Source organism: Erythrobacter litoralis (assembly GCF_001719165.1).
GTDB lineage: Bacteria > Pseudomonadota > Alphaproteobacteria > Sphingomonadales > Sphingomonadaceae > Erythrobacter > Erythrobacter litoralis.
This window is the reverse complement of record NZ_CP017057.1, coordinates 954,715-976,464: the sequence shown is the minus strand read 5'-3', so window position 1 is coordinate 976,464 and position 21,750 is coordinate 954,715. Positions and strand designations below refer to the sequence as shown.

Annotated in this window: 22 protein-coding genes; 14 read left to right on the top strand and 8 right to left on the bottom strand. The window is 66.2% G+C overall.

Annotated features, from left to right (window positions below; translation table 11 throughout):
- Window positions 1-44: 44 nt before the first annotated feature.
- The 4 genes from Ga0102493_RS04475 to Ga0102493_RS04460 form a co-directional block, all read right to left on the bottom strand.
- On the bottom strand, window positions 45-410 hold the full coding sequence (locus tag Ga0102493_RS04475; protein WP_034904363.1) for a hypothetical protein: 366 nt from the start codon (window positions 408-410) through the stop codon (window positions 45-47).
- Window positions 411-488: 78 nt separating this feature from the next.
- Entirely contained in the window at window positions 489-1,304 is an 816-nt protein-coding gene (locus Ga0102493_RS04470) for a ferredoxin--NADP reductase (protein ID WP_051698101.1), read from the bottom strand.
- 171 nt (window positions 1,305-1,475) lie between these two features.
- Window positions 1,476-2,510: a Fe(3+) ABC transporter substrate-binding protein gene (locus Ga0102493_RS04465; RefSeq protein ID WP_034904366.1), complete on the bottom strand. Its 1,035-nt coding sequence runs from the start codon at window positions 2,508-2,510 to the stop codon at window positions 1,476-1,478.
- Window positions 2,511-2,622: 112 nt separating this feature from the next.
- Window positions 2,623-3,645, bottom strand: a complete 1,023-nt coding sequence (locus tag Ga0102493_RS04460; RefSeq protein ID WP_034904368.1) for an ABC transporter ATP-binding protein — start codon at window positions 3,643-3,645, stop codon at window positions 2,623-2,625.
- A gap of 50 nt (window positions 3,646-3,695) precedes the next feature.
- Between Ga0102493_RS04460 and Ga0102493_RS04455 the strand changes: the two genes are divergently transcribed.
- From Ga0102493_RS04455 to Ga0102493_RS16115, 5 genes are all read left to right on the top strand, one after another.
- Window positions 3,696-5,384, top strand: a complete 1,689-nt coding sequence (locus tag Ga0102493_RS04455) for an ABC transporter permease (RefSeq protein ID WP_236922294.1) — start codon at window positions 3,696-3,698, stop codon at window positions 5,382-5,384.
- 98 nt (window positions 5,385-5,482) lie between these two features.
- Entirely contained in the window at window positions 5,483-6,484 is a 1,002-nt protein-coding gene (gene bchI, locus Ga0102493_RS04450) for a magnesium chelatase ATPase subunit I (RefSeq protein WP_034904370.1), read from the top strand.
- Entirely contained in the window at window positions 6,481-8,292 is a 1,812-nt protein-coding gene (locus tag Ga0102493_RS04445; RefSeq protein WP_236922293.1) for a magnesium chelatase subunit D, read from the top strand. Before bchI ends, Ga0102493_RS04445 begins: the two co-directional genes overlap by 4 nt.
- Window positions 8,289-9,182, top strand: a complete 894-nt coding sequence (gene bchO, locus Ga0102493_RS04440) for an alpha/beta fold hydrolase BchO (RefSeq protein ID WP_034904373.1) — start codon at window positions 8,289-8,291, stop codon at window positions 9,180-9,182. The genes Ga0102493_RS04445 and bchO overlap by 4 nt, the downstream gene beginning before the upstream one ends.
- On the top strand, window positions 9,179-9,331 hold the full coding sequence (locus tag Ga0102493_RS16115) for a hypothetical protein (protein ID WP_161490041.1): 153 nt from the start codon (window positions 9,179-9,181) through the stop codon (window positions 9,329-9,331). Before bchO ends, Ga0102493_RS16115 begins: the two co-directional genes overlap by 4 nt.
- 9 nt (window positions 9,332-9,340) lie before the next feature.
- Here Ga0102493_RS16115 and Ga0102493_RS04435 read toward each other — a convergent pair whose 3' ends face one another.
- Both Ga0102493_RS04435 and crtD read right to left on the bottom strand, forming a co-directional pair.
- Window positions 9,341-10,060 (bottom strand): hydroxyneurosporene dehydrogenase, encoded by a 720-nt coding sequence (locus Ga0102493_RS04435; RefSeq protein ID WP_069297458.1) that lies wholly within the window; start codon window positions 10,058-10,060, stop codon window positions 9,341-9,343.
- A 119-nt stretch (window positions 10,061-10,179) separates the two neighbouring features.
- Window positions 10,180-11,772 carry a 1-hydroxycarotenoid 3,4-desaturase CrtD gene (gene crtD / locus Ga0102493_RS04430; protein ID WP_051698056.1) on the bottom strand — a complete coding sequence of 531 codons (1,593 nt, stop codon included), beginning with the start codon at window positions 11,770-11,772 and terminating at the stop codon, window positions 10,180-10,182.
- Window positions 11,773-11,856: 84 nt separating this feature from the next.
- On the opposite strand from crtD, the gene Ga0102493_RS04425 reads away from it, so the two are divergent.
- The 9 genes from Ga0102493_RS04425 to pufM all read left to right on the top strand — a co-directional run bounded on the left by Ga0102493_RS04425 (window position 11,857) and on the right by pufM (window position 20,535).
- A complete protein-coding gene (locus Ga0102493_RS04425; protein ID WP_034904379.1) occupies window positions 11,857-12,978 on the top strand; it encodes a methyltransferase in 1,122 nt (373 codons plus the stop codon).
- Between the two features lie 131 nt (window positions 12,979-13,109).
- On the top strand, window positions 13,110-14,045 hold the full coding sequence (bchC, locus tag Ga0102493_RS04420) for a chlorophyll synthesis pathway protein BchC (RefSeq protein ID WP_034904380.1): 936 nt from the start codon (window positions 13,110-13,112) through the stop codon (window positions 14,043-14,045).
- Window positions 14,042-15,031, top strand: a complete 990-nt coding sequence (locus tag Ga0102493_RS04415) for a chlorophyllide a reductase iron protein subunit X (RefSeq protein WP_034904383.1) — start codon at window positions 14,042-14,044, stop codon at window positions 15,029-15,031. Before bchC ends, Ga0102493_RS04415 begins: the two co-directional genes overlap by 4 nt.
- A gap of 4 nt (window positions 15,032-15,035) precedes the next feature.
- Window positions 15,036-16,637: a chlorophyllide a reductase subunit Y gene (bchY, locus tag Ga0102493_RS04410; protein WP_081845663.1), complete on the top strand. Its 1,602-nt coding sequence runs from the start codon at window positions 15,036-15,038 to the stop codon at window positions 16,635-16,637.
- Window positions 16,634-18,079 (top strand): chlorophyllide a reductase subunit Z, encoded by a 1,446-nt coding sequence (bchZ, locus tag Ga0102493_RS04405; protein ID WP_034904385.1) that lies wholly within the window; start codon window positions 16,634-16,636, stop codon window positions 18,077-18,079. The genes bchY and bchZ overlap by 4 nt, the downstream gene beginning before the upstream one ends.
- Window positions 18,080-18,235: 156 nt before the next feature.
- A complete protein-coding gene (gene pufB / locus Ga0102493_RS15675) occupies window positions 18,236-18,412 on the top strand; it encodes a light-harvesting antenna LH1, beta subunit (protein ID WP_081845664.1) in 177 nt (58 codons plus the stop codon).
- A 68-nt stretch (window positions 18,413-18,480) separates the two neighbouring features.
- Window positions 18,481-18,675 carry a light-harvesting antenna LH1, alpha subunit gene (pufA, locus tag Ga0102493_RS04400; protein WP_034904388.1) on the top strand — a complete coding sequence of 65 codons (195 nt, stop codon included), beginning with the start codon at window positions 18,481-18,483 and terminating at the stop codon, window positions 18,673-18,675.
- Between the two features lie 97 nt (window positions 18,676-18,772).
- The gene (gene pufL / locus Ga0102493_RS04395; protein ID WP_034904389.1) at window positions 18,773-19,597 is read left to right on the top strand and encodes a photosynthetic reaction center subunit L; all 825 of its coding nucleotides are present in this window, start codon (window positions 18,773-18,775) and stop codon (window positions 19,595-19,597) included.
- Between the two features lie 14 nt (window positions 19,598-19,611).
- Window positions 19,612-20,535, top strand: coding sequence for a photosynthetic reaction center subunit M (pufM, locus tag Ga0102493_RS04390; protein ID WP_034904391.1), 924 nt, complete (start codon window positions 19,612-19,614; stop codon window positions 20,533-20,535).
- Between the two features lie 228 nt (window positions 20,536-20,763).
- Here pufM and Ga0102493_RS04385 read toward each other — a convergent pair whose 3' ends face one another.
- Window positions 20,764-21,018, bottom strand: coding sequence for a hypothetical protein (locus Ga0102493_RS04385; RefSeq protein ID WP_174544531.1), 255 nt, complete (start codon window positions 21,016-21,018; stop codon window positions 20,764-20,766).
- Between the two features lie 244 nt (window positions 21,019-21,262).
- Window positions 21,263-21,745 carry a TspO/MBR family protein gene (locus Ga0102493_RS04380; RefSeq protein ID WP_034904393.1) on the bottom strand — a complete coding sequence of 161 codons (483 nt, stop codon included), beginning with the start codon at window positions 21,743-21,745 and terminating at the stop codon, window positions 21,263-21,265.
- Window positions 21,746-21,750 lie beyond the last annotated feature (5 nt).

Genomic DNA, 21,750 nt, shown 5'->3' with positions numbered 1-21,750 from the left:
AAGCGCGAAGGTGAGAGCGGCGCGCGCTCCGGCCGGGAACGTGCCTAGCGGCTGCAGATCACCAGAACGTGCAGCGCGGATCCGTCCTCGCTGAGCACTGGGGTCGCCTCGCCATTCGGCACGTCCCGCATGATCGGGCGCAGCTGGGGAGGCAGCTCGGACGGGTGCACGAACCGCTTGCGCTCCGCCTGCCAGCCGTTCGCCTTGGCGATTTTCATTGCCTCGCTGCAGGACCGTATAGTCTTGGTCGTGGAGCTGAAGTCACTGGGTGCAACCTGCGCGGACAAGACCGAAAGCTGCACGAGACTGTAGCTGGGAAGGGTCGATGCGCGCTCCTGCTGGGCTGAGGCGCCAGCAGGGACGATCGCGGCGGTCGCAGCGGCCAGAACCGGGAAAAGGCGGCGGGGCATGGTCTTCTCCTTCGCCTGCAGGCTGCGCGGGCGAAGCTGAATATCGGATGAAGGCGGTCGAAGTCGCCGCCCTACCGATCACCCCACGAACGCGCGCTCGATCACGAACTGGCCGGGCTGGGCGTTGCTGCCTTCGGTGAAGCCGCGGCGTTCGAGGTCGGCGGCGTGGTCCTTGATCATCGCCATCGAGCCGCACAACATCACCCGATCGTCGTCGGGTATGAAACGCTGCGGCCCCTTCGACTGTTCGAACAGGCGGCCATCGTCGATAAGTGCCTGGATGCGGCCCTGGGTGCGGAACGGTTCGCGCGTGACCGTGGGGACGTAGATCATCCGCTCGCGGTCCTCGTCCTCGAGCAGGGGGTCGCCCTCGAGCTTCGATTCGAGCAGCTCGCGATAGGCGAGATCGGCGACCTGGCGGACCGAATGGACGACGATTATCTCGTCGTACATGCCGTAGACTTCGGGGTCCCGCACGAGGCTCATGAACGGGGCAAGGCCGGTGCCGGTGGACAGCATGAAAAGGCGCTTGCCCGGCAGCAGCGCGTCGGTGACGAGCGTGCCTGTCGGCTTCTTGCCGAGATAGATCGGGTCGCCTTCCTTGATATGCTGGAGGCGCGAGGTCAGCGGGCCGTCCTGCACCTTGATCGACAGGAATTCGAGCTCGTCGGCATAGGACGGGCTCGCCATCGAATAGGCGCGCAGCAGCGGCTTGCCGTTTTCCTGCGGCAGGCCGATCATGATGAATTCGCCCGACCGGAAACGGAAGCTCGCCGGGCGGGTCATCTTGAGGCTGAACAGGCTTTCGTTCCAGTGGTGGACATGCGTGATCGTCTCGATGGTGAGCGCCGAGCTTTCGGTGAACTGGTCACGGTCGATGAGGGGCTGGTTCACTGTGGGCTGCCTCGCGGAAATGCGTTGGTTGATGGCGGGCGGCGCAGGCGCGGCGCCGGTTATCTCGGGCGGCGACATGGCCTGTTAGGCCGCGCGCCGCAAGGTAGTTTTGCGCGCATGGCCGATAGCGCGCCTTGATCGTGAACAACAGGGCGCCTCATCCCAAGAGCCTCAGTTCCACCCGGCGCGGTCGAAGATTTCCACCGCTGCGCGCTGGCCCCGCCCGATCTCGGCGACATCGAGTTCGTCCGCGCGGAAATCGCCCAGCCGCTCAACCGCCGAGGCCGCATCGAGCCCGGAGACCGCCGGATATTCGTTGTTGCCATCGGCGAAATAGCGCTGGGCGCTTTGCGAGGTCAGATATTCGAGGAAACGGATCGCGTTTTCCCGGTTGGGCGCGCCCTTCACCACCCCTGCGCCGCTGACATTGACATGGGTGCCGGTGGTGTCCTGATTGGGAAAGATCACGCCCACCTTGTCGAAGATGGCGCGTTCATTGTCGTCTCCGCTGGCATAGCGCGCGAGGTAATAGGTGTTGACGATCGAGAGGCGGCATTCGCCTGCCGCGACCGCCTCGATCTGGGTGGTGTCGTTGCCCTGCGGATCGCGGGCAAAGTTGGCGACGACGCCCTGCGCCCAGTTCTCCGCCGCCTCTTCGCCCTCATGCGCGATGATGCTCGAAAGGAGCGAGATGTTGTAGATGTTCGTCGACGAGCGCACGCAGATATCTCCGCGGAATTTCGGATCGGCGAGATCGGCATAGGTGTCGAGGCCCTCGGGCTTTCCCTGCGACTTGTCGTAGATAATTATCCGCGCGCGGGTGGAGAGGCCGAACCACTGTCCGTCGGGGTGACGCAGGTTCGCGGGCAGGCGCTCGGCAAGGACGTCGGATTGCACGGAATCGAGAATGCCCGCTTCCTCCGCCCGCCACAGCCGCCCGGCATCGACCGTGATGAGAAGGTCGGCGGGCGAGAATTCGCCCTCGCTCACGATCTTCTCGATCAGCGCGTCGGCCCCGGCCTCGATCCGGTTGACCTTGATCCCGGTCTCCTCGGTAAAATCCTCGTAGAGGCGCAGGTCGGTGTCGTAATGGCGCGAGGAATAGATGTTGACCTCACCATTGTCGCCCGGCGCAGGACCTTCGGGGTTTTCGGAGCAGGCGGCGAGCGTGACGGCGAGAGCGCCGGCAAGAAGGGTGCGCAGCATGGGAAACGTCCTTTCGCTTGCGGCGCGCCCGACAAGGCACGCGCCGCTATTTGCGAATGCGTTGCAATATGAAAGGCGCGCTTGCAAGCGAATTGTCGCTCACGCGGCGAAGCTATTCCGCCGCGAAGGCGCGGACGCTTCCCGTATGGGGAACGACGCCGAAGCGCTCGCCTGGTGCGGGAGCCTGCGGCGTCTCGATCGCGAGGTCGCGCCCTCCCCCCTCGCGCAGCAGCACCCGCACCGTCCCGTCGCCCAGCCCGTGTACGTCGCGCACCGGCAGCCCCTCGGGATCGGGCACGAGATCGATCGCGCGCGCATGCACCAGAAGGTCTAGCCGCACTACATCGGGCATCACGCCGGGCACGCAGTCGGCAGGCCAATCGCCGAACGGGGTCGCGAGCAATTCGCCGCGCCGCTCGGCCGGAACCACCTGCGCGCCTGAAAACATCGCCCCGATAGAGGCGGCGCGCGGGGCCTCGTGCAATTCCTCCGGGCTTCCGAACTGGACGATCCGGCCCGCTTCCATGACCGCGATCCGGTCCCCGATATCGAGCGCTTCGGCAGGGTCGTGCGTGACGAGGATGGTGGTCGCCCCGCGCTCCTTAAGCAGCATCCGGCAATCGCGCCTCAGGCGGCGGCGCAGCACTATGTCGACGCTGGCGAAAGGCTCGTCCATCAGCAGCACGGCCGGGCCCGGCGCCATCGCCCGGGCAAGCGCCGCGCGCTGCTGCTGCCCGCCGGAAAGTTCGTGCGGATAGCGCGAGCCGAGGCCGGCAAGCCCGACCTGTTCCAGCCAGCCCTCGATCTCGCCATGCCGTACCTTGGGCAGGCCGAAGGCGATGTTGCGGCGCATATCCATGTGCGGGAACAGCGCGCCTTCCTGAAACACCAGCCCCACCGGGCGTTTTTCGGGCGGCGGCGCGTTCGTCTCGTCGGCCAGAACATCGCCGTCGAGCAGGATCGCGCCGCGCTGCACGGGGAGCAGCCCGGCGGCGAGGCCGAGCAAGGTTGACTTGCCGCATCCCGAAGAGCCAAGCAGGCAGGTGATTTCACCGGCAGGCGCGACGAGACTGATATCGCGCAGCGCCTGCACCTCACCATATGCATGGGCGATATGTCGAAATTCGAGGCTCAATACGCTGTTCCCATGGCCGCAGTCCCGACCGGTCGTGAATGGCTGTGCAAGTGAGCCGCATTAGGCGGACAGGCGGTCCGCAGGCAAGCGCGGCGGAACGCCCGACGGTCGCGCGGCGTGCGCTTGCCCGCCCGCGCGGCTGGGACTGGCCCGCACTTGCTCTTGCCGCGCTCGCCGCTTTGCCGATCCTCGCGATCCTTCTGGCCGCGCCATCGGGCGGGATGGATGCGATCGTGCACATGGCAGGCTCGGTGCTGCCGCGCTACGTCGTCAACACGGCGGCGCTGATGGCGCTGACGGGGATGCTGGCGGGCTTCATCGGCGTGGGCTGCGCGTGGCTTGTCACCGCGGCGGAATTTCCCGGGCGGCGCGTGCTCGGCTGGGCGCTGGTCCTGCCGCTCGCCGTTCCGGCCTATATCGCGGCCTATATCTATGCCGACCTTCTCGATTATGCTGGCCCGGTGCAGGGCGCCCTGCGCGGCGCGTTCGGCGAAGGGACGGGCGCGCTTGTCCCGCCGATCCGTTCGCTGCCGGGCGGGGCCTTCATCCTCGCCATCGTGCTCTATCCTTACGTCTACCTCCTCGCGCGCGCCGCCTTCGCCGCACAGAGCCTCGCGCAGTTCCGCGCCGCCAGGAGCCTCGGGGCAGCGCCTTCGCGGGCCTTCTGGCGGATCGCCCTGCCCGCCGCCCGACCCGCGATCGCAGGCGGACTCGCGCTCGTGCTGATGGAGACGCTCGCCGATTTCGGGGTCGCCGAATATTTCGCGATCCCGACCTTTTCGACCGGCATCTTCAGGAGCTGGCTAGCGATGGGGGACAAGCAGGCAGCGCTCAAGCTGGCCGCGATCATGCTCCTTTTCGTCATCGCACTCGTCGCGCTCGAGGCATCGACCCGCTCCGGGCGGAGCGAAAGCCGCGATGGCCGCGCGCGGGGCGCAGCGCCGCTGATCGAGCTGTCACCCGGCCGGCGCATCCTGGCGAGCCTTGCCTGCGCCCTGCCGGTCCTGCTCGGCTTCGTTCTTCCCGCGCTTCACCTCGCCAGGCTGGCGACGAGCGAGGCGGCGCTGGGGGCGACCCGCGATCTTGCAGCCTATGCCTCGGACAGCCTGTGGCTCGGCCTTGCGACAGCGTTTGCCTGTCTTGCCGCCGCGCTTCTGCTTGCGTTTGCGCGGAGCCGTTCGGCGAGCCCGCTGGTCGGCGGCGCGATCCGGCTTGCGACATTGGGCTACGCGCTGCCTGGCGCCTTGCTCGCGGTCGGCCTGCTCGCCCCGCTCGGGGCGTTCGATGTCGAGCTTACCCGGTTCGCCCGCGACACGCTCGGCTATGCGCCCGGCGGCCTGCTGCTGACGGGGACGAGCCTTTTCCTGATCTACGCGCTTTCGGTGCGGTTCCTGACGGTCGCCTACAACAGCGTCGAAAGCGGCATGGCGACGATCCCGGCCAATCTCGATGCCGCCGCGCGATCCCTGGGCGCGGGGCCGGCGCGGGTGCTGGCGCGCATCCACGCCCCGCTGCTCGCCCCCAGCCTCGGCGCGGCGGCGGCGCTGGTGTTCATCGACACCCTGCGCGAACTTCCCGCAACGCTGATCCTGCGTCCGTTCAATCTCGAAACGCTCGCCACGCGCACCTACCGCCTCGCCAGCGACGAGCGGCTCGCGGAGGCCTCGATCCCCGCCCTTATCCTGCTGGCTGCGGGCATCCTGCCAGTGATCCTGCTGCATCGCACCGCGCGCCGTTGAGCGCTCGCGATTGGCGCCGTTTTGTAAGGGGATATTGTCGCCGCGAAGCGTCCATCGGGCCTTGCGGGGACGCGCCCTTAGGCTAAAAGTGGCGGCCTATGGCACGCTTTCCCTTCTCCGCGATCGTCGGTCAGGACGAGATGAAACAGGCCCTGCTGATCGCAGCGGTCGATCCCAGCGTAGGCGGGGTCATGGTCTTCGGCGACCGCGGCACCGGCAAGTCCACTGCGGCGCGCGCCCTGGCGGCGCTGCTCCCGCCGATCACCGCGATCGAGAATTGCCCCTATGGCTGCTCCAAGGAGGAATCCGAACGGTATCCCGATGTCTGCGGCAGCGGCCCGTTAAGAAAGCGCGCGGTGCCCTTCGTCGACCTGCCGCTGGGCGCGACGGAGGACCGGGTGGTCGGGAGCCTCGACCTCGAACGCGCGCTTCGCTCGGGCGAAAAGGGGTTCGAACCGGGCCTGCTCGCAAGGGCGCATCGCGGCTTTCTGTATATCGACGAGATCAATCTGCTCGAAGATCATCTCGTCGACCTTTTGCTCGATGTCGCGGCCTCGGGCGAAAACGTGGTCGAACGCGAGGGTCTTTCGGTCCGCCATCCGGCGAAATTCGTGTTGATCGGTTCGGGCAACCCGGAAGAAGGCGAACTGCGCCCGCAGCTGCTTGACCGCTTCGGCCTGTCGGTCGAGGTGCGAACGCCAAGCGAAATCGAGACCCGGATCCAGATCATGCGCCTCGTCGCCGAGCGCGAGAGCGATCCCCAGGCCTTTTCGGACAAGTGGGCGGGCGAAGACGAGAAGATCCTCAGGCAGATCGCGCGCGGCAAGGCCAGACTGCCCAAGCTGGTCCCGGGCGAGAACCTGCTGCGCGATGCGGCGGAGCTGTGCCTCGCGGTAGGCGCTGACGGGCTGCGCGGCGAACTCACCCTGATGCGCGCCGCCCGTGCGCTCGCCGCGCTCAAGGGCGCGAAGGAGGTGAAGCGCGAGCATCTCGTCGAAATCGCGCCCTCGGCCCTGCGCCACCGGTTGCGGCGCGACGTGCTCGACGAAACCGGCTCCGGCGCGCGGATCACCCGCGCGATCGACGAATTGTTCGGATGAACGACGCCGATCCGCGAGGTCTTGCGGGCGCCGTTCCCGAACCGCCCGACCCGATGGAGGACGCGCTGATCGCCGCGCGGCTGTTCCTTGCGGCGCCGTCGCGCTTCGGCGGCATGGTGCTGCGCGGCAGCGGCCCGGCGCGCGATGCGCTTGTCGCGGCACTGGGAGAGCGGATGGCGGCGGAGGGGCGGCCATGGCGGCGTATGCCCGGCCATGTCGACGATGAACGCCTGCTCGGCGGGATCGATATCGCGGCAAGCCTCGCCGCAGGCCGGCCGGTGGCGCAATCGGGGCTTGTCGAAGAAGCGGCGGGCGGCGCGCTGGTTGCGCCCATGGCCGAACGGATCGAAGACGGGGTCGCAGGGCGCCTTGCGCAGGCCCTCGACGAAGGCGCGGGGCAAACCGGCGCCGCGCCTGCGCTGGTCCTGCTCGACGACAGCACCGATCCAGACGAAAGCCCGCCGGTCAGCCTGATCGAACGCCTCGCCTTTTCCTGCGATCTCGCGGCTTCGCGCATGTGGCAGGATCTCGCTCTGCCCGGCGAAGACACGCTCGATCCTGGCGGGGTCACCCCACTAACGGACAAGGCGCTGGGAGCGCTCGCCGCCACGGCCGAGGCGCTCGGGGTCTATTCCGTTCGGCCGCTCCTCTTCGCAAGCGAGACGGCGCGCGCTCATGCCGCGCTTGCCGGGCGGAGCGAGGCGACCGAAGCGGATCTGAGCGCCGCCGTGCGCCTCGTCCTCGCACCGCGGGCGACGCGCCTGCCGCCCGTCGAACAGCAGGAACAGGATCAGCCCGAACCCGACCAGCCCCCGCCCGAGCAGCCGCAGGACGATTCCAGCGACCCTCCCGAAGGCGGCGAGGATGAACGCAGCGAGGATGAACGGCAGAAACAGCAGGACGAACTCGAGGAAATGCTGGTCGAGGCAGCCGAGGCCGCGATCCCGAAGGACCTGCTCGAACAGCTCGCCAAGGGCAATGCCCCGCGCCGCACCGGTGGCGCGAGCGGTACCGGGCAGAAGAAGAAGGCGGGCACGCGCGGCAAGCCGCTCGGCGCGCGGCCGGGAATGCCGCGCGGGGGCAACCGGCTCGCGCTGATCGACACGCTGCGCGCCGCGGTGCCGTGGCAGCAGGTGCGCCGCCGCGAGCGTGCTCTCGAAGGCCGGACCGACGAGGCCCCGATCCTCATGCGCAAGGAGGACCTGCGCATCCGCCGCTACGAGGAAAAGGCGCCGCGCGTCACGATCTTCGCCGTCGACGCCTCCGGCTCCGCTGCCGCCGCGCGCCTCGCCGAAGCCAAGGGCGCGGTCGAACTGATGCTGGCTCAGGCCTATGTTACCCGCAGCGAGGTCGCGCTGGTCGCGTTTCGCGGGGACAATGCCGAATTGCTGCTTCCCCCGACCCGTTCGCTCACCCGCGCCAAGCGCGCGCTTTCGGGCCTGCCGGGCGGCGGGGGAACCCCGCTTGCGCTGGGCCTCAACGCGGCGCGCGAATGCGCCGAAAGCGTGATCGGGAAAGGACGCACGGCCAGCCTCGTGATCCTGACCGACGGTCGCGCCAATATCGACGCCAACGGACAGCCTGGGCGCAAGCAGGCGGGCGAGGATGCCGAGGCCGCGGCCAGGGCGATCGCCGCGCGCGGTATCGAGGCGCTGGTGGTCGACATCTCGCCCCGCCCGGCGCGCGAGGGACAGGCGCTGGCCGATGCGATGCGAGGGCGCTTCCTCGCACTTCCCCGCGCCGATGCGAAGACGCTCCAGAGCGCCATCAACGCCGCCCAGCCCGGCGGCGGCAGGAGGGCAGCATGAGCAGTGCGCTAGACTGGAACCGCGAGGGCCGGATCTGGCCACACCGCGAGGCGAGTTCTTTCGTGCCCTCGGGCGGGGCGACATGGCATGTCCAGCGCATGGGGCCTTCCGGCGCGCCGCAGGTGTTGCTGCTGCACGGCACCGGCGCTTCGGTCCATTCCTGGCGCGATGTCATGCCGCTGCTGGCCGCCGACCACGACTGCATTGCGATCGACCTGCCGCGCCATGCCTTCACCAGTGGCCATTCGGTCGAGCACACTGCCCTTCCCCGCATGGCCGAAAAGGTCGCAGGTCTCATCGCCGATCTCGGGCTTGATCCGGCGATCGTCGTCGGCCATTCGGCGGGCACGGCGCTGGCGATCCAGCTTGCGCTCGATCATGGCTATTCCGGGCCGATCGTCGGGCTCAATTCGGCGCTGCGCCCCTTCCCCGGCCCCGCCGCGCAGGTCTTTCCCGCGCTCGCCAAGGCGCTGTTCGTCAACCCGCTGGTGCCGCGCATCTTTTCGGCGACGACGAGGCTGCCGGGCGAGGCGAAGCGTTTCCTCAACCGCTCGACGGGCTCGCGGATCGATGAGACGGGGCTCGCCTGCTATTCGGCGCTGCTCCGCAATCCGCGCCATGCGAAGGGGGCGCTCGCGATGATGGCCAATTGGGACCTGCCGCGCCTCAAGGCCCGGCTCGGCGAGGTGGCGAATCCGGTGCTGCTGGTCCATTCGGACAAGGATACCGCGATCCCGCTCGACTGGACCCGCGAGGCGAGCTCGTGGCTGCCCGATGCGAAGCTCGAGGTGATGCAAGGGCTCGGCCATCTTGCCCATGAGGAAGATCCGGAACGCGCCGCCGAGCTGATCCGCGATTTCGCCCGCATCCGACAGGAGCAGACGCAATGAATTTCGGCTGGATCGAGCTGGTGTTCTTCTACGGCGTCGCGATCGGTTTCGGCGTTTGGCAGGTCATGAGGACCGACCGCGAGCTCAAGCGCACCCGCGCCGAACGCGAAGCGCGCGAGGCGGCGGAACGGGAGAAGGACGCCGGCTAGGAAGGTCTCCTAAGCCCGCTTGCGCGGCATCCGGTAGGGCAGCATGAACTGGACGATGGGCGAAGCGAAGCGCCGCATGTCGAGGCTTTCCTGCACCGCCACGACTTCCTCCCCGTCAAGATGCGAGGACAGTTCGCTGCGCGCGTAAAAGGGCGTGTCCTCCCAGGTCCGCCGTACCCGCGCGACCGAGATTTCCGAGCGCGCCCGGCGTTCCACCCGCCACTTGCTGTGCGGCAGCCGGGCAATCGGGGGAAGTTCGGCATCCTCGGCCACGCCGTTACGGTCGAACCGGATCGCGCTGGCGAAAAGCGAGCCGTCGCGACGTTCGCCTTCATAGCAGACCAGAGCTCCGTGCTTCGTATGGGCCCGCGACCAGTGCCAGATGCGGAAGCCGTCTTCGAGCGATTCGGACCCTCGATTGTGGTCAAAATAGCCCTTGCCCTTCCACGAAAGCCCGGGGTTTTCCATGTCGACCTCGATCCGCGCGCGCGGGGCAAGGCAGTGCCAGATGTGCTTCTCGCCGTGGTCGAGTGCGAAGCTCGTGGGATTGAGTGCCTCGGGATGGACCTTTACGACGCCGCGCACCCGGCGGTGCACCGGGTTGAAGAGGCGCGTGTCGCGCTCCTCGATATGGATGTGGAGCGCATCGCCCTTCCATTCGACCCTGCTTGGCCCGATCGCGAGCGTGGTGGGCTCGCGCGTGACGGACCCGCTCGGGCGCTCGGTCATGACCCAGCGCGCCTCGGGTCCGTAGAGCGCGACGTTGAGCGAACAATGGTCGAGCGGGTCGTGACGGCCGCTGCGCTTGTAATAGGGTGAAAAGACGCTGCCGACGAAGGCTATGATCGTCAGGGCGTGCTGCCCGTCGTCACTGATCGCATCGACGTACCACCAGGTGTAGCCACCGGGTGGAACCTCCGCGTCGAAGCGAGGTCCGATGCGATCGTCCTTGCCGCCAGCAGTCCGGACAAGGCTGCCATGGGGACGCCGGCTGCCGGATGCGTCGCCCCGCCCGCGCAGTACAGCCCCTTCATCCGGGTCCTCGGACCCTGCCTCTGGAAGGAGGCCGCCCAGCCGTGCGACGCCCTGCCATAAAGGGCTCCACCGGTTTGCGGGAACAGTTTCTCCCATGTCGCCGGGCTGGCGAGTTCGTGGGGCATAGGGTCCTCGAGTTCGAGGCCGCACCGCTCGAGCGTCGCCCTCATCTGCCGTGTGCATTGCTCGGTCTCCTCGGGTGAATAGGCATGGGTGTCCCCGTTGGCGGGGGCGTTGACGATGATCTGGATGCGCTCGCGGGCGCCGTCGTGGTTTTCGCCCTTGTCGTTGGCTCCGCGATCCTGGGCGCACAGATAGACGGTCGGCTCGCTGGGCGGACGACCGGAGCGGATCTGCTCGAACTCGCGAGCGTAATCGCGTGAGAAGAAGACATTGTGATGGGTAAGGTCGAAACCGCTCGTCTTCGCGTGGGCGAACCATACGAGCGCCGAAAGCGAGCGCTTGGTGGTCGGCATGGAACGCACGGCGCGCGCGGCTTCGTGGCCGAATCGCCCTTCGGCAAGGGCGGCGGGATCGCCATTGCAGATCACGATCTCAGCGTGGAGCATTTCCCCGCTCGCGAGGCGGACCCCGTTCACCCGGCCATTCTGCGCCAATATGTGCGAGACCCCCTCGCCGGTGCGGATCTTCGCCCCCTTGCGCTCGGCCAGCATGCCGATTCCCTGAGCGAGCGCCGCAATGCCGCCATCGATCAGCCAGACGCCGCGCGCCTCTGTATGGGCGATCAGCATGAGGGTCGCGGGCGCCCGGAACGGGTCGGAGCCGCAATAGGTCGCATAACGGCCATAGAGCTGCTGCAGGCGGGGATCGGCGAAATGTTCGCCCAGCGCCTTCCACAGATTGTCGAAGGGGCGCATCGCGAGCATATCGCCCATGTTGAGCAGGCCGATGCGCCACATCATCGGCAGCGGCGTCGAAGCGCTTTCACCGCGCAGGAAAGGCTCGTCTAGCACTTCGTAGATGCGCCGCGCCTCCTGCCGGAAAGAGCGGAAACCCGCTGCCGCCTCGGCTCCGGCGAAATCGCCGATCGCCTCCTCGCTGCGCAAGGGATCGGCGAAAAGGTCGAGATGGCCGCCATCCTCCCAGGCATGGCGGGCGATGATCCCGGCCTGGCGTGCGGTGATGAAATCCTCGAGCCGCGCGTCGCAGGCATGAAAGAGACCTTCGAACACGTCGCGCATCGTGAAAACGGTCGGTCCTGCGGCAACCGGCTGGCCGTCGACCTCGACATGGCGCGCCTTGCCGCCGATCCAGCGTTCCTTTTCGACGAGAGTCACATCATGGCCGCGTGCGGCAAGCATGGCGGCGCTGGTCAGCCCGCCAATGCCTGCCCCGATAATGACGATGCGCGCGCTCACCCGTTCTCCCCGGATTTCCCCGGCCATCCAATCCCGGGACAATATTATTGACCTTGTCACACCATCTGTCCAATTGTTTGGACATATGACACATGAAATCGCGATTTCCTGATGGCGGGCACGCCGCTCAAGGTCCGCTGGACCGCCCGGCGCAACGCCGTCTTCGCGAATCCCAAGTTCCAGTACTGGGCAGCGAAACTGCCCCTGATCCGGCGAATCGCGCGAAGCCGCGCAGGCACCATGTTCGATCTCGTGGTCGGCTTTTCCTACTCGCAGATATTGCGTGCGGTCGTCGATAGCGGCCTGCTCGACGTGCTGAAGCATGGCCCACTCGGCGCCAGCGAGATAGCCGGGCGCATCGACTTGTCCGACGACGCCACGCTGTGCCTACTGCGTGCGGCGCGCGCTCTCGATCTGGCCGAGGAAGTGCTCGAGGACGGCTGGATGCTCGGCCAGCAGGGGGCGGTGCTGCAGGCGGACGAGGGGACGCAGGCGATGATCCGCCACCACCGGCTTCTCTATCGCGATCTCGAAGCTCCGCTCGAACTCCTGCGCAAGGACCGCAGCGAGGCGACCGAGCTGTCGCGCTTCTGGTCTTATGCCGGTGCGCTGCATGGCGCTGCCGAGGCCGGCCGCGAGACGACCGAATATTCGCGCCTCATGGCGACGTCGCAGCAATTCGTGGCCGACCAGGTGCTCGCCGCGTTCCGATTCCCCGCGCGCGCAAGGCTGCTCGACGTGGGCGGCGGGCACGGCGCCTTTCTCGGCCATGTGGGCCGGGCCTATCCCGGAATCGAACTCGGCCTGTTCGACCTCCCCGAAGTTGTGGAAAACGCGCGCGAACCGCTGGCGAGCGAATTCGGAACGGAGCGGCTGTCCTTCCATCCCGGCAACTTCTTCCGCGATTCGATTCCGGCGGGCTTCGACCTCGTCTCGCTGGTCCGCATCCTGCACGATCACGACGACGGCCCGGCGCTCGATCTGCTGCGCAATATCCGCCGCGCGCTCGATCCCGGCAAACGCCTTATGATCGCCGAGCCCATGGCCCGCGTGCCCGGCGCGGAGGCGATGGGTGAGGCGTTTTTCGGACTCTATCTGTGGGCGATGGGATCGGGCCGCGCGCGCTCGGCCGAAGAGATCCGGGCAATGCTGGCCGAGGCCGGATTTTCCGCCTCGAAAACCGTCCCAACACCCCAGCCCGTGATCGCGAGCATTGTCGTCGCGACCGCCTGATCCGGCGTTGTCCAAAAAATTTGACAGTCGTCTACGTAAGGCTTAACAGACAGTACGGAGTAGGTGGTCCTCGACCCAATCGAGTCGGCACCCATGCCGCTCTCGATACGAGGCAAGCAGGAGCGAGCCGAATGGACACATTGGCAGTCATACTCGAAGGGCCCGAGCGTCTGGCGCTCCGCTCGCTCGAACTGACGCCGATGCAGCCCGGCGACGTTCTCGTTGAAATCGCCTGGAGCGGGGTCAGCACCGGAACCGAAAAGCTTCTTTGGACCGGCAGCATGCCGCCCTTCCCCGGAATGGGTTATCCGCTCGTTCCCGGTTACGAATCGGTCGGCCGGATCATCGATGCGGGCGCAGAGGCGAAGGGCCGGATCGGCGACTGGGTCTTCGTGCCCGGCGCAAATTGCTATTCCGACGCGCGCGGCCTGTTCGGCGGCACTGCGAGCCAGGTCATCGTGCCTTCTGCGCGGGTCCTGCCGGTTCCCGAACATCTCGGCGAAGCGGGTGTGCTCTGCGCGCTCACCGCGACCGCGCTGCACGCCATCAATGGCGGCGGCCTACCCGATCTCATCATCGGCCACGGCGTGCTCGGCCGGCTGCTCGCGCGGCTCACGCTGGCGCTGGGCGGCGACGCGCCGACCGTGTGGGAAACCAATCCCGATCGCTGCCACGGCGCTGCAGGCTACGACGCGATCCATCCCGAAGCGGACGAGCGCAAGGATTACCGCGCAATCTACGACGCGAGCGGGGATTCCAACATCGTCGACACCTTGGTCGGCCGGATGGCGAAGGGCGGCGAAATCGTGCTCGCCGGCTTCTATTCCGACCGCGTCAGCTTCGCCTTCCCCGCCGCCTTCATGAAGGAGGCGCGGCTGCGCATCGCAGCCGAATGGCAGGCGGACGACATCACCCAAACGCACGACCTCATCGAAACGGGTCGTCTCGATCTTGCCGGACTGGTCACCAATCGCCGTCCGGCGCGGGATGCGACAGAGGCCTATCCGCAGGCCTTCAGCGATCCCGCTTGCCTGAAAATGGTTCTGGACTGGAGGGATTGCAGATGACCATGCTTGAAAGCCAAGACGCAGCACTTCGCGAGGAGGCCGCGCAGGAACCCGACCCGGTGCACACCGGCGAGGTGACCAAGGAAACGCAGATCATCGCGATCTACGGCAAGGGTGGCTCGGGCAAGAGCTTCGCCCTCGCCAATCTCAGCTATATGATGGCCCAGCAGGGCAAGCGCGTCCTGCTGATCGGCTGCGATCCCAAGTCCGACACCACCAGCCTGCTGTTCGGCGGCAAGGCCACGCCTTCGATCATCGAGACGTCTTCCAAGAAGAAGCTCGCCGGTGAGGAAGTGCGCATCGAGGATGTCTGCTTCCAGCGTGACGGCGTGTTCGCGATGGAACTGGGCGGTCCCGAAGTCGGCCGCGGCTGCGGCGGGCGCGGCATCATCCACGGCTTCGAAACCCTGGAAAAGCTGGGCTTCCACGACTGGGGCTTCGACTATGTCCTCCTGGACTTCCTCGGCGACGTGGTATGCGGCGGGTTCGGCCTGCCGATCGCGCGCGACATGTGCCAGAAGGTGATCGTGGTCGGATCGAACGACCTGCAATCGCTCTATGTTGCGAACAATGTCTGCCAAGCGGTCGAATATTTCCGCAAGATGGGCGGCAATGTCGGCGTCGCCGGCATGATCGTGAACAAGGACGACGGCACCGGCGAAGCCCATGCCTTCGCCGAGGCGGTCGGCATCCCCGTCCTCACCGCGATCCCCGCGCACGAGGACATCCGTCGCAAAAGCGCGAATTACCAGATCATCGGCTTTCCCGGCGGCGAATGGGGCAGCCTGTTCGAGGATCTTGCGGAAAATGTCGCAGTCGCGCCGCCGGTGCGCCCCAAGCCGCTCGATCAGGACGGCCTGCTCGGCCTGTTCAGCGCCGATGAAACGGGCGGAAATGTCGAACTGGTCCCCGCGACGCAGGCCGACATGCGCGGCGGCGTCTTCGAAACCCGCGAAAGCCTTGAAGTGATCTACGACGAGGTATGAAACCATGAGCGATTTCAACCCCACCCCCGAAACCCGCGGTGACGCGACCGACGAGGTGCGCGCTCCCGACCGGATCGACCTCGCACCCGCGACCGAAGCGTCGCCTGAAGCGCCGCCCGCCGCCGAGGGAAGCGGCTGCCACGGCGGCAAGGACCGCATGCTCGAAGCCGCCAAGGCCGCGGGCAAGAGCGACATCCTCGAACAATATGCCAAGGACTATCCGGTCGACCCCAATGCCGGGCCGCACGATCAGCCCCAGAGCATGTGCCCTGCCTTCGGATCCCTGCGCGTCGGTCTTCGCATGCGCCGCACGGCAACGGTCCTCTCGGGCTCGGCCTGCTGCGTCTATGGCCTGACCTTCACCTCGCACTTCTACGGCGCGCGCCGGACCGTGGGCTACGTGCCCTTCAACTCGGAAACGCTCGTCACCGGCAAGCTGTTCGAGGACATCAAGGAAGCGGTCGAGGATCTCGCCGACCCTGAGAAATACGACGCGATCGTGGTGACGAACCTGTGCGTTCCCACCGCGAGCGGCGTGCCGCTGCGCCTGCTGAAAAAGCAGATCAACGGCGTTCGCATCATCGGGATCGACGTGCCGGGCTTCGGCGTGCCGACCCATGCCGAGGCGAAGGACATCCTTGCCGGCGCGATGCTCAAATATGCCCGCGAAGAGGCCGAACAGGGCCCCGTCGCCGCCCCGCGCGAACGCACCGACAAGCCGACCGTCACGCTCCTGGGCGAGATGTTCCCGGCCGATCCGGTGGTGATCGGGCAGATGCTCGAACCGCTTGGCCTTGCCGCAGGGCCAGTCGTCCCGACCCGCGAATGGCGTGAGCTTTATTCCGCGCTCGACGGTTCGGTCGTCGCCGCGATCCACCCTTTCTACACCGCCGCAATCCGCGAATTCGAAGCGGCGGGGCGCCCGATCATCGGCTCCGCCCCGGTCGGCGCGGACGGCACCGCCGCCTGGCTCGAAGCGATCGGCGAGACCATGGGTCTCCCCCGCGAAAAGGTCGACGGAGTGAAGAACGCCATGATCGGCGCGATCAAGGGCGCGCTTGCGGGCTCCCAGATCAAGGGCCGGATCACCGTCTCGGGCTATGAGGGTTCGGAACTGCTGGTCGCCCGCCTGCTGATCGAAAGCGGCGCGGAAGTGCCCTATGTCGGCAGCGCCTGCCCGAGGACGAAGTGGTCGGATCCCGACCGCGAATGGCTCGAGGCGCGCGGGTGCCGGGTCAATTACCGTGCGAGCCTCGAACAGGACATCGCCGCGATCGAGGAATTCCGCCCCGATCTCGCGATCGGCACCACCCCGGTCGTGCAGCACGCCAAGACCAAGGCGATCCCCTCGCTCTATTTCACCAATCTCATCTCGGCCCGTCCGCTGATGGGACCGGCGGGCGCAGGCAGCCTTGCGACGGTGATCAACGGCGCGCTCGGCAACAAGGAACGCTTCGACACGATGCGCGACTTCTTCGAGGGCGTCGGGACCGAGCACGCCGCGGGCGTCTGGGAAGACACGCCCGTAGACCGGCCCAAATTCCGGAAGAAATACGCAGCCCTCAACGAAGCGGCGCGCAAGGCATCGGAGGCGATCGGCACATGACACTCGTACTCGACCACGATCGTGCTGGCGGATATTGGGGTGCGACCTATGTCTTCACCGCCGTGAAGGGCCTGCAGGTCATCATCGACGGTCCCGTAGGCTGCGAAAACCTGCCGGTGACCTCGGTGCTGCATTACACCGACGCCCTGCCCCCGCATGAACTGCCGATCGTCGTGACCGGCCTCGCCGAGGAAGAGCTCGGCAAGACCGGGACCGAAGGCGCGATGAAGCGCGCCTGGCAGACGCTTGACCCCGAATTGCCCGCCGTCGTCGTGACCGGCTCCATCGCCGAGATGATCGGCGGCGGCGTCACGCCGCAGGGCACGAACATCAAGCGCTTCCTGCCTCGCACCATCGACGAGGACCAGTGGCAGAGCGCCGACCGCGCGCTGACCTGGCTGTGGACCGAATTCGGGCCGAAGAAGGTCCCGGCGAAGAAGCCGCGCAAGGAAGGCCAAAAGCCGGTCGTAAATATCATCGGCCCCAGCTACGGCATGTTCAATATGCCATCCGACCTCGCCGAGATCCGGCGGCTGGTCGAAGGCATCGGCTGCGAAGTCGGCATGGTCTTCCCATTGGGCAGCCACCTTGCCGATATCCGCCAGCTCGGCACGGCCGATGCGAACATCTGCATGTACCGCGAGTTCGGGCGCAACCTGTGCGAAACGCTCGAGATCCCGTACTTCCAGGCACCGGTCGGGCTGTCCTCGACCACCAAGTTCCTGCGCGCGCTTGGCGAGGAGCTCGGGCTAGATCCGGAACCTTTCATCGAGCGTGAGAAGCACACCACGATCAAGCCGCTCTGGGACCTGTGGCGTTCGGTCACGCAGGATTTCTTCGGCACGGCGAGCTTCGGCATCGTCGCCAACGAAACCTATGCCCGCGGCATCCGCCATTTCCTCGAGGATGACATGGGCCTGCCCTGCACCATGGCGGTGTCGCGCTGTGCCGGGGTCAAGCCCAAGAACGAGGACGTGCGCGAGCAGATCGCCACGAACCCGCCGCTGGTGATGTTCGGCAGCTACAACGAGCGCATGTACATGGCCGAATGCGGAGCGCGCGGGATGTTCATTCCGGCGAGCTTCCCGGGCGCCGCGATCCGCCGCCATACCGGCACCCCCTTCATGGGCTATGCCGGGGCGACCTATCTCGTCCAGGAAGTCTGCAACGCGCTGTTCGACGCCTTGTTCTACATCCTCCCGCTCGGGACGGATCTCGACAAGGTCGATGCAACGCCGGCGAAGAACGAAACCGAATTGACCTGGGACAAGGACGCCAAGGCGGAACTCGATAGGCTGGTCGAAGAACAGCCGGTCCTGATCCGCATTTCCGCCGCCAAGCGCCTGCGCGATGCGGCCGAACGGACCGCCCGCCGCAATGGTGAGCGGATCGTGACCATCGATTGCCTCGCCGAAGCGCGCCTGCAGGGGGAGAGTGCGTGATGCACGCATCCGCCTTCTGCCCTGCCCGAGAGGCGCCGGCGATGGCTCAACCGAATGCCCGCTTGCGGGCGAACCAATCCACGTGGGGGATCACGCGGGGATGCCGACGGGGGCCTTCGGGCTCCCACTCAAACCCAACTGAACGGAGACATACCAATGACAGATCCGAACCCCGGCGGTGAGCGGGTGGGAACCTACCTCACGCCCGAAGAAGCCCAGGAAATCCACAAGGGCTTCATGTCGACCTTCACCCTCTATGTCGTGATTGCGCTCGTCGCGCATGCGCTGATGTGGGCCTACAAGCCCTGGATCGGCGGCGGCTTCGGCCTCTGATCGCATGCCTGACCGGCTCAATGGCCGGACAGACAGCAATCACGAAGTCCTATTGAAAGGAAATTCTCATGTGGAGAATCTGGTTCTACTTTGACATCCGTCGGGCTCTGGTGGGCCTGCACGTCGTTCTCGCCGTGCTCGCTTTCACCATCCACTTCATCCTGCTCAGCACGGATCGCTACAACTGGCTTGAAAACGCCCCCGGCACCACGGCGCCGGCTCAGGCTGCCATCGAGCTGTCGGAAGCCCCGACCGCTAGCTGACGCAAGCCGAAATGTGAGGGGGCAGGTTCGCCTGCCTGCCTCCTGACACTTCTTACGAAACCTTCAAAACCCGCCGTCAGGCGGGAAGGATGGACCTATGGCGCTCCTTAGTTTCGAGCGGAAATACCGCGTGCGCGGCGGCACCTTGATCGGCGGCGACCTTTTCGACTTCTGGGTCGGGCCGTTTTATGTCGGCTTCTTTGGGGTAACGACGGCAATCAGCGCGCTGCTTGGCACCGCGCTCATCTTCGCCGCTGCCATCGAAGGGCCTACCCTCAATCCCTGGCTGATCGACATTCAACCGCCGCCGATCGAAGCCGGGCTTGCTCTCGCCCCTCTGAGCGAGGGCGGATACTGGCAGATCATCACGGCCTGCGCAGTCGTCGCCTTCTATTCATGGGTGTTCCGCCAGGCAGAGATCTCGCGCAAGCTGGGCATGGGCTACCACGTTCCGGTCGCCTTCAGCTTCGCCGTCTTCGCCTATGTGACCCTGAACGTGATCCGGCCGGTATGGATGGGTGCCTGGGGGCACGCATTCCCTTACGGCATTTGGAGCCACCTCGATTGGGTTTCCAACACCGGGTACATGTACGTGAACTTCCACTACAATCCGGTCCACATGTTGGCGATCACCTTCTTCTTCACGAACTGCCTTGCGCTTGCGCTCCATGGCGGCCTGGTGCTCTCGGCGGTCAACCCGTCGAACGGGACCAACGTGAAGACGCCCGAATACGAAGACACCTATTTCCGTGACTTCATCGGTTATTCGGTCGGCACGCTGGGCATCCACCGTGTGGGGCTCTTCCTCGCTCTCAACGCGGGGTTCTGGAGCGCCATCTGCATCGTGATTTCAGGAACCCTTTATGTCGGCAGCTGGCCGGAATTCTGGGATTTCTGGAAGAAGATCCCAATCTGGTCGTGAGGAGCACCTGAACCATGGCGACTTATCAAAACATCTTTACGCAGGTCCAGGTTACCGGGCCGCCGGAAATGGGCATCCCCCTCTCTCCCGAGGAGGACATCCGCATCCCGGCGACGGGCAACAATTACTGGCTGGGCAAGATCGGCCAGGCTCAGTTCGGCCCGATCTATCTCGGTTGGCTCGGCACTGCCTCGCTGGCTTTCGGGACAATCGCGATCCTGATCATCGGGTTCAATTTCTGGGCCCAGGTCAACTGGAGCCCGCAGGCCTTCGTGCGCGAGCTCTTCTGGCTCTCGCTCGATCCTCCGGGCCCCCAATACGGGTTCAGCCTGTTCGTTCCGCTCAATGAGGGGGGCTGGTTCATTCTCACGGGCGGCTTCCTGTCGGCAGCGGTGCTCCTGTGGTGGGCGCGAACCTATTCGAGGGCCAAGGCGCTCGGCATGGGGATGCACATTCCATGGGCTTTCGCGAGCGCCATCTGGCTGTTCCTGGTGCTGGGCTTCATCCGCCCGCTCCTGCTCGGCCAGTGGTCGGAGGCGGTTCCTTACGGTATCTTCAGCCACCTCGACTGGACGAACAACTTCTCGCTCATCCACGGCAACCTGTTCTACAACCCCTTCCACGCGCTTTCGATCGTGTTCCTTTACGGTTCCGCGGTCCTGTTCGCGATGCACGGGGCGACGATCCTTGCCGTGGGCCGCTATGGCGGTGAGCGCGAGATCGAGCAGATCACCGATCGCGGCACCGCTTCGGAACGCGCGGCGCTGTTCTGGAGGTGGACCATGGGCTTCAACGCCTCGATGGAATCGATCCACCGCTGGGCCTGGTGGTTCGCGGTCCTCACCACGCTGACCGGCGGGATCGGCATCCTGCTCTCCGGCACGGTGGTGGACAACTGGTATGTCTGGGCGCAGGAGCACTATTACGCTCCGAAGTGACGCGCCCGAACGGCGGAGGATCCCCTGCTTGCGCAGCCGGATCCCCGCCAGTCGGCCCGATGAAGAAGCCCGGCCCGCCAATGGCGCGGCCGGGCTTCTTCTTTGGATGATTGGGATAGACCAAGGACGATCTGCAAGGCGAGGTTTAGCCGGAAAGCTTGCCTTCCCTATGGCTGTGCTGTCGGCCGGATCAGCTCTCGTGAACCCTGCGCCCCGGCAGGCGGCTCTTCACGCCGCGTCCTTTTCCCTCAGCCTGACATCCAGCAGGTGAAGCGGAAGCGAAAGCGCCAGCGGCACCGCGATGAACGGCCATTCGGCCCCGGTCATCGCACCCCTCAGGCCGAGTACGATCAGCGCGGCAGGGCCAAGCAGCCCGGCAAGGTCGAGCCACCTCCATCCTCTGCGGCGGAGCCAGCCGGCTTCGATCAAGAGCACCGCAAGGATGATGTCGGCGGCATGGCCGGTCTCGAACAGCCAGGACATTCGAATTGGCTCCCCATCCTGCAAAAGCGTTGGACTCGCCTTGCCACAGGCCCATGAGCTCGCGCCAGACCCGCGGGTGATTTCAAGCGAAGATCCGATGGGGCCAAGCAGCGATGCGGTATCGGGGACTCGGGGACCGCCTGGCGCACTGAATTCGAGGGGCCGAGCGCAAGGGGCCCCAGGCGTTCTGGAACGGGGAACATTCACACGGGCGCGAAAAGCGCCTGCCGTGCCTCGGCCCTACTCAGCCGAAGGGTGGGTTCAGCTCTACCACTGCCCAGTTCAGAGCACCGGCCATGCTGACCCAACCCAGATAAGGGACAAGCAGGAGGCTCGCCCCGCGCGAATAGCGCCCGCAATAGATGATGAGCGCGATGATCGAGAGCCACAGCAAGATGAGCTCGTAGAACGCCCAGTCGGGCCGCTGAAGGCGGAAGAAGAGCAGGCTCCAGGTGATGTTGAGAAAGCCGTTCAGCGCAAACAGGCTGACGATCCTTTCGGAGACAGCGCTGTCGGGCGCCGCTCGCCACGCGGTCACGCCCGACACGACGATGAGGGCATACATCAGCGTCCATGCCATCGGGAACATGGGATCGGGCGGGGTCCAGTCGGGTTTTTCGAGCCCCTGATACCACGGCCCCAGATCCGTGATCGTCGCCCCAAGCGCGGCCACGCAAACGGCGGCCAGCGTGGCGACGACGACCGGAATGATCCAGGTTGCTTTCATGCTGA

Excerpts from the sequence above, each read along its gene's own strand:
- Ga0102493_RS04475 (WP_034904363.1), bottom strand. The coding sequence starts at position 410 with ATGCCCCGCCGCCTTTTCCCGGTTCTGGCCGCTGCGACCGCCGCGATC.
- Ga0102493_RS04465 (WP_034904366.1), bottom strand. The coding sequence starts at position 2,510 with ATGCTGCGCACCCTTCTTGCCGGCGCTCTCGCCGTCACGCTCGCCGCC.
- bchI (WP_034904370.1), top strand. The coding sequence starts at position 5,483 with ATGGCACGCTTTCCCTTCTCCGCGATCGTCGGTCAGGACGAGATGAAA.
- Ga0102493_RS04445 (WP_236922293.1), top strand. The coding sequence starts at position 6,481 with ATGAACGACGCCGATCCGCGAGGTCTTGCGGGCGCCGTTCCCGAACCG.
- bchO (WP_034904373.1), top strand. The coding sequence starts at position 8,289 with ATGAGCAGTGCGCTAGACTGGAACCGCGAGGGCCGGATCTGGCCACAC.
- Ga0102493_RS16115 (WP_161490041.1), top strand. The coding sequence starts at position 9,179 with ATGAATTTCGGCTGGATCGAGCTGGTGTTCTTCTACGGCGTCGCGATC.
- Ga0102493_RS04435 (WP_069297458.1), bottom strand. The coding sequence starts at position 10,060 with ATGACCGAGCGCCCGAGCGGGTCCGTCACGCGCGAGCCCACCACGCTC.
- crtD (WP_051698056.1), bottom strand. The coding sequence starts at position 11,772 with ATGGCCGGGGAAATCCGGGGAGAACGGGTGAGCGCGCGCATCGTCATT.
- Ga0102493_RS04425 (WP_034904379.1), top strand. The coding sequence starts at position 11,857 with ATGGCGGGCACGCCGCTCAAGGTCCGCTGGACCGCCCGGCGCAACGCC.
- bchC (WP_034904380.1), top strand. The coding sequence starts at position 13,110 with ATGGACACATTGGCAGTCATACTCGAAGGGCCCGAGCGTCTGGCGCTC.
- Ga0102493_RS04415 (WP_034904383.1), top strand. The coding sequence starts at position 14,042 with ATGACCATGCTTGAAAGCCAAGACGCAGCACTTCGCGAGGAGGCCGCG.
- bchY (WP_081845663.1), top strand. The coding sequence starts at position 15,036 with ATGAGCGATTTCAACCCCACCCCCGAAACCCGCGGTGACGCGACCGAC.
- bchZ (WP_034904385.1), top strand. The coding sequence starts at position 16,634 with ATGACACTCGTACTCGACCACGATCGTGCTGGCGGATATTGGGGTGCG.
- pufB (WP_081845664.1), top strand. The coding sequence starts at position 18,236 with ATGACAGATCCGAACCCCGGCGGTGAGCGGGTGGGAACCTACCTCACG.
- pufA (WP_034904388.1), top strand. The coding sequence starts at position 18,481 with ATGTGGAGAATCTGGTTCTACTTTGACATCCGTCGGGCTCTGGTGGGC.
- pufL (WP_034904389.1), top strand. The coding sequence starts at position 18,773 with ATGGCGCTCCTTAGTTTCGAGCGGAAATACCGCGTGCGCGGCGGCACC.
- pufM (WP_034904391.1), top strand. The coding sequence starts at position 19,612 with ATGGCGACTTATCAAAACATCTTTACGCAGGTCCAGGTTACCGGGCCG.
- Ga0102493_RS04385 (WP_174544531.1), bottom strand. The coding sequence starts at position 21,018 with ATGTCCTGGCTGTTCGAGACCGGCCATGCCGCCGACATCATCCTTGCG.
- Ga0102493_RS04380 (WP_034904393.1), bottom strand. The coding sequence starts at position 21,745 with ATGAAAGCAACCTGGATCATTCCGGTCGTCGTCGCCACGCTGGCCGCC.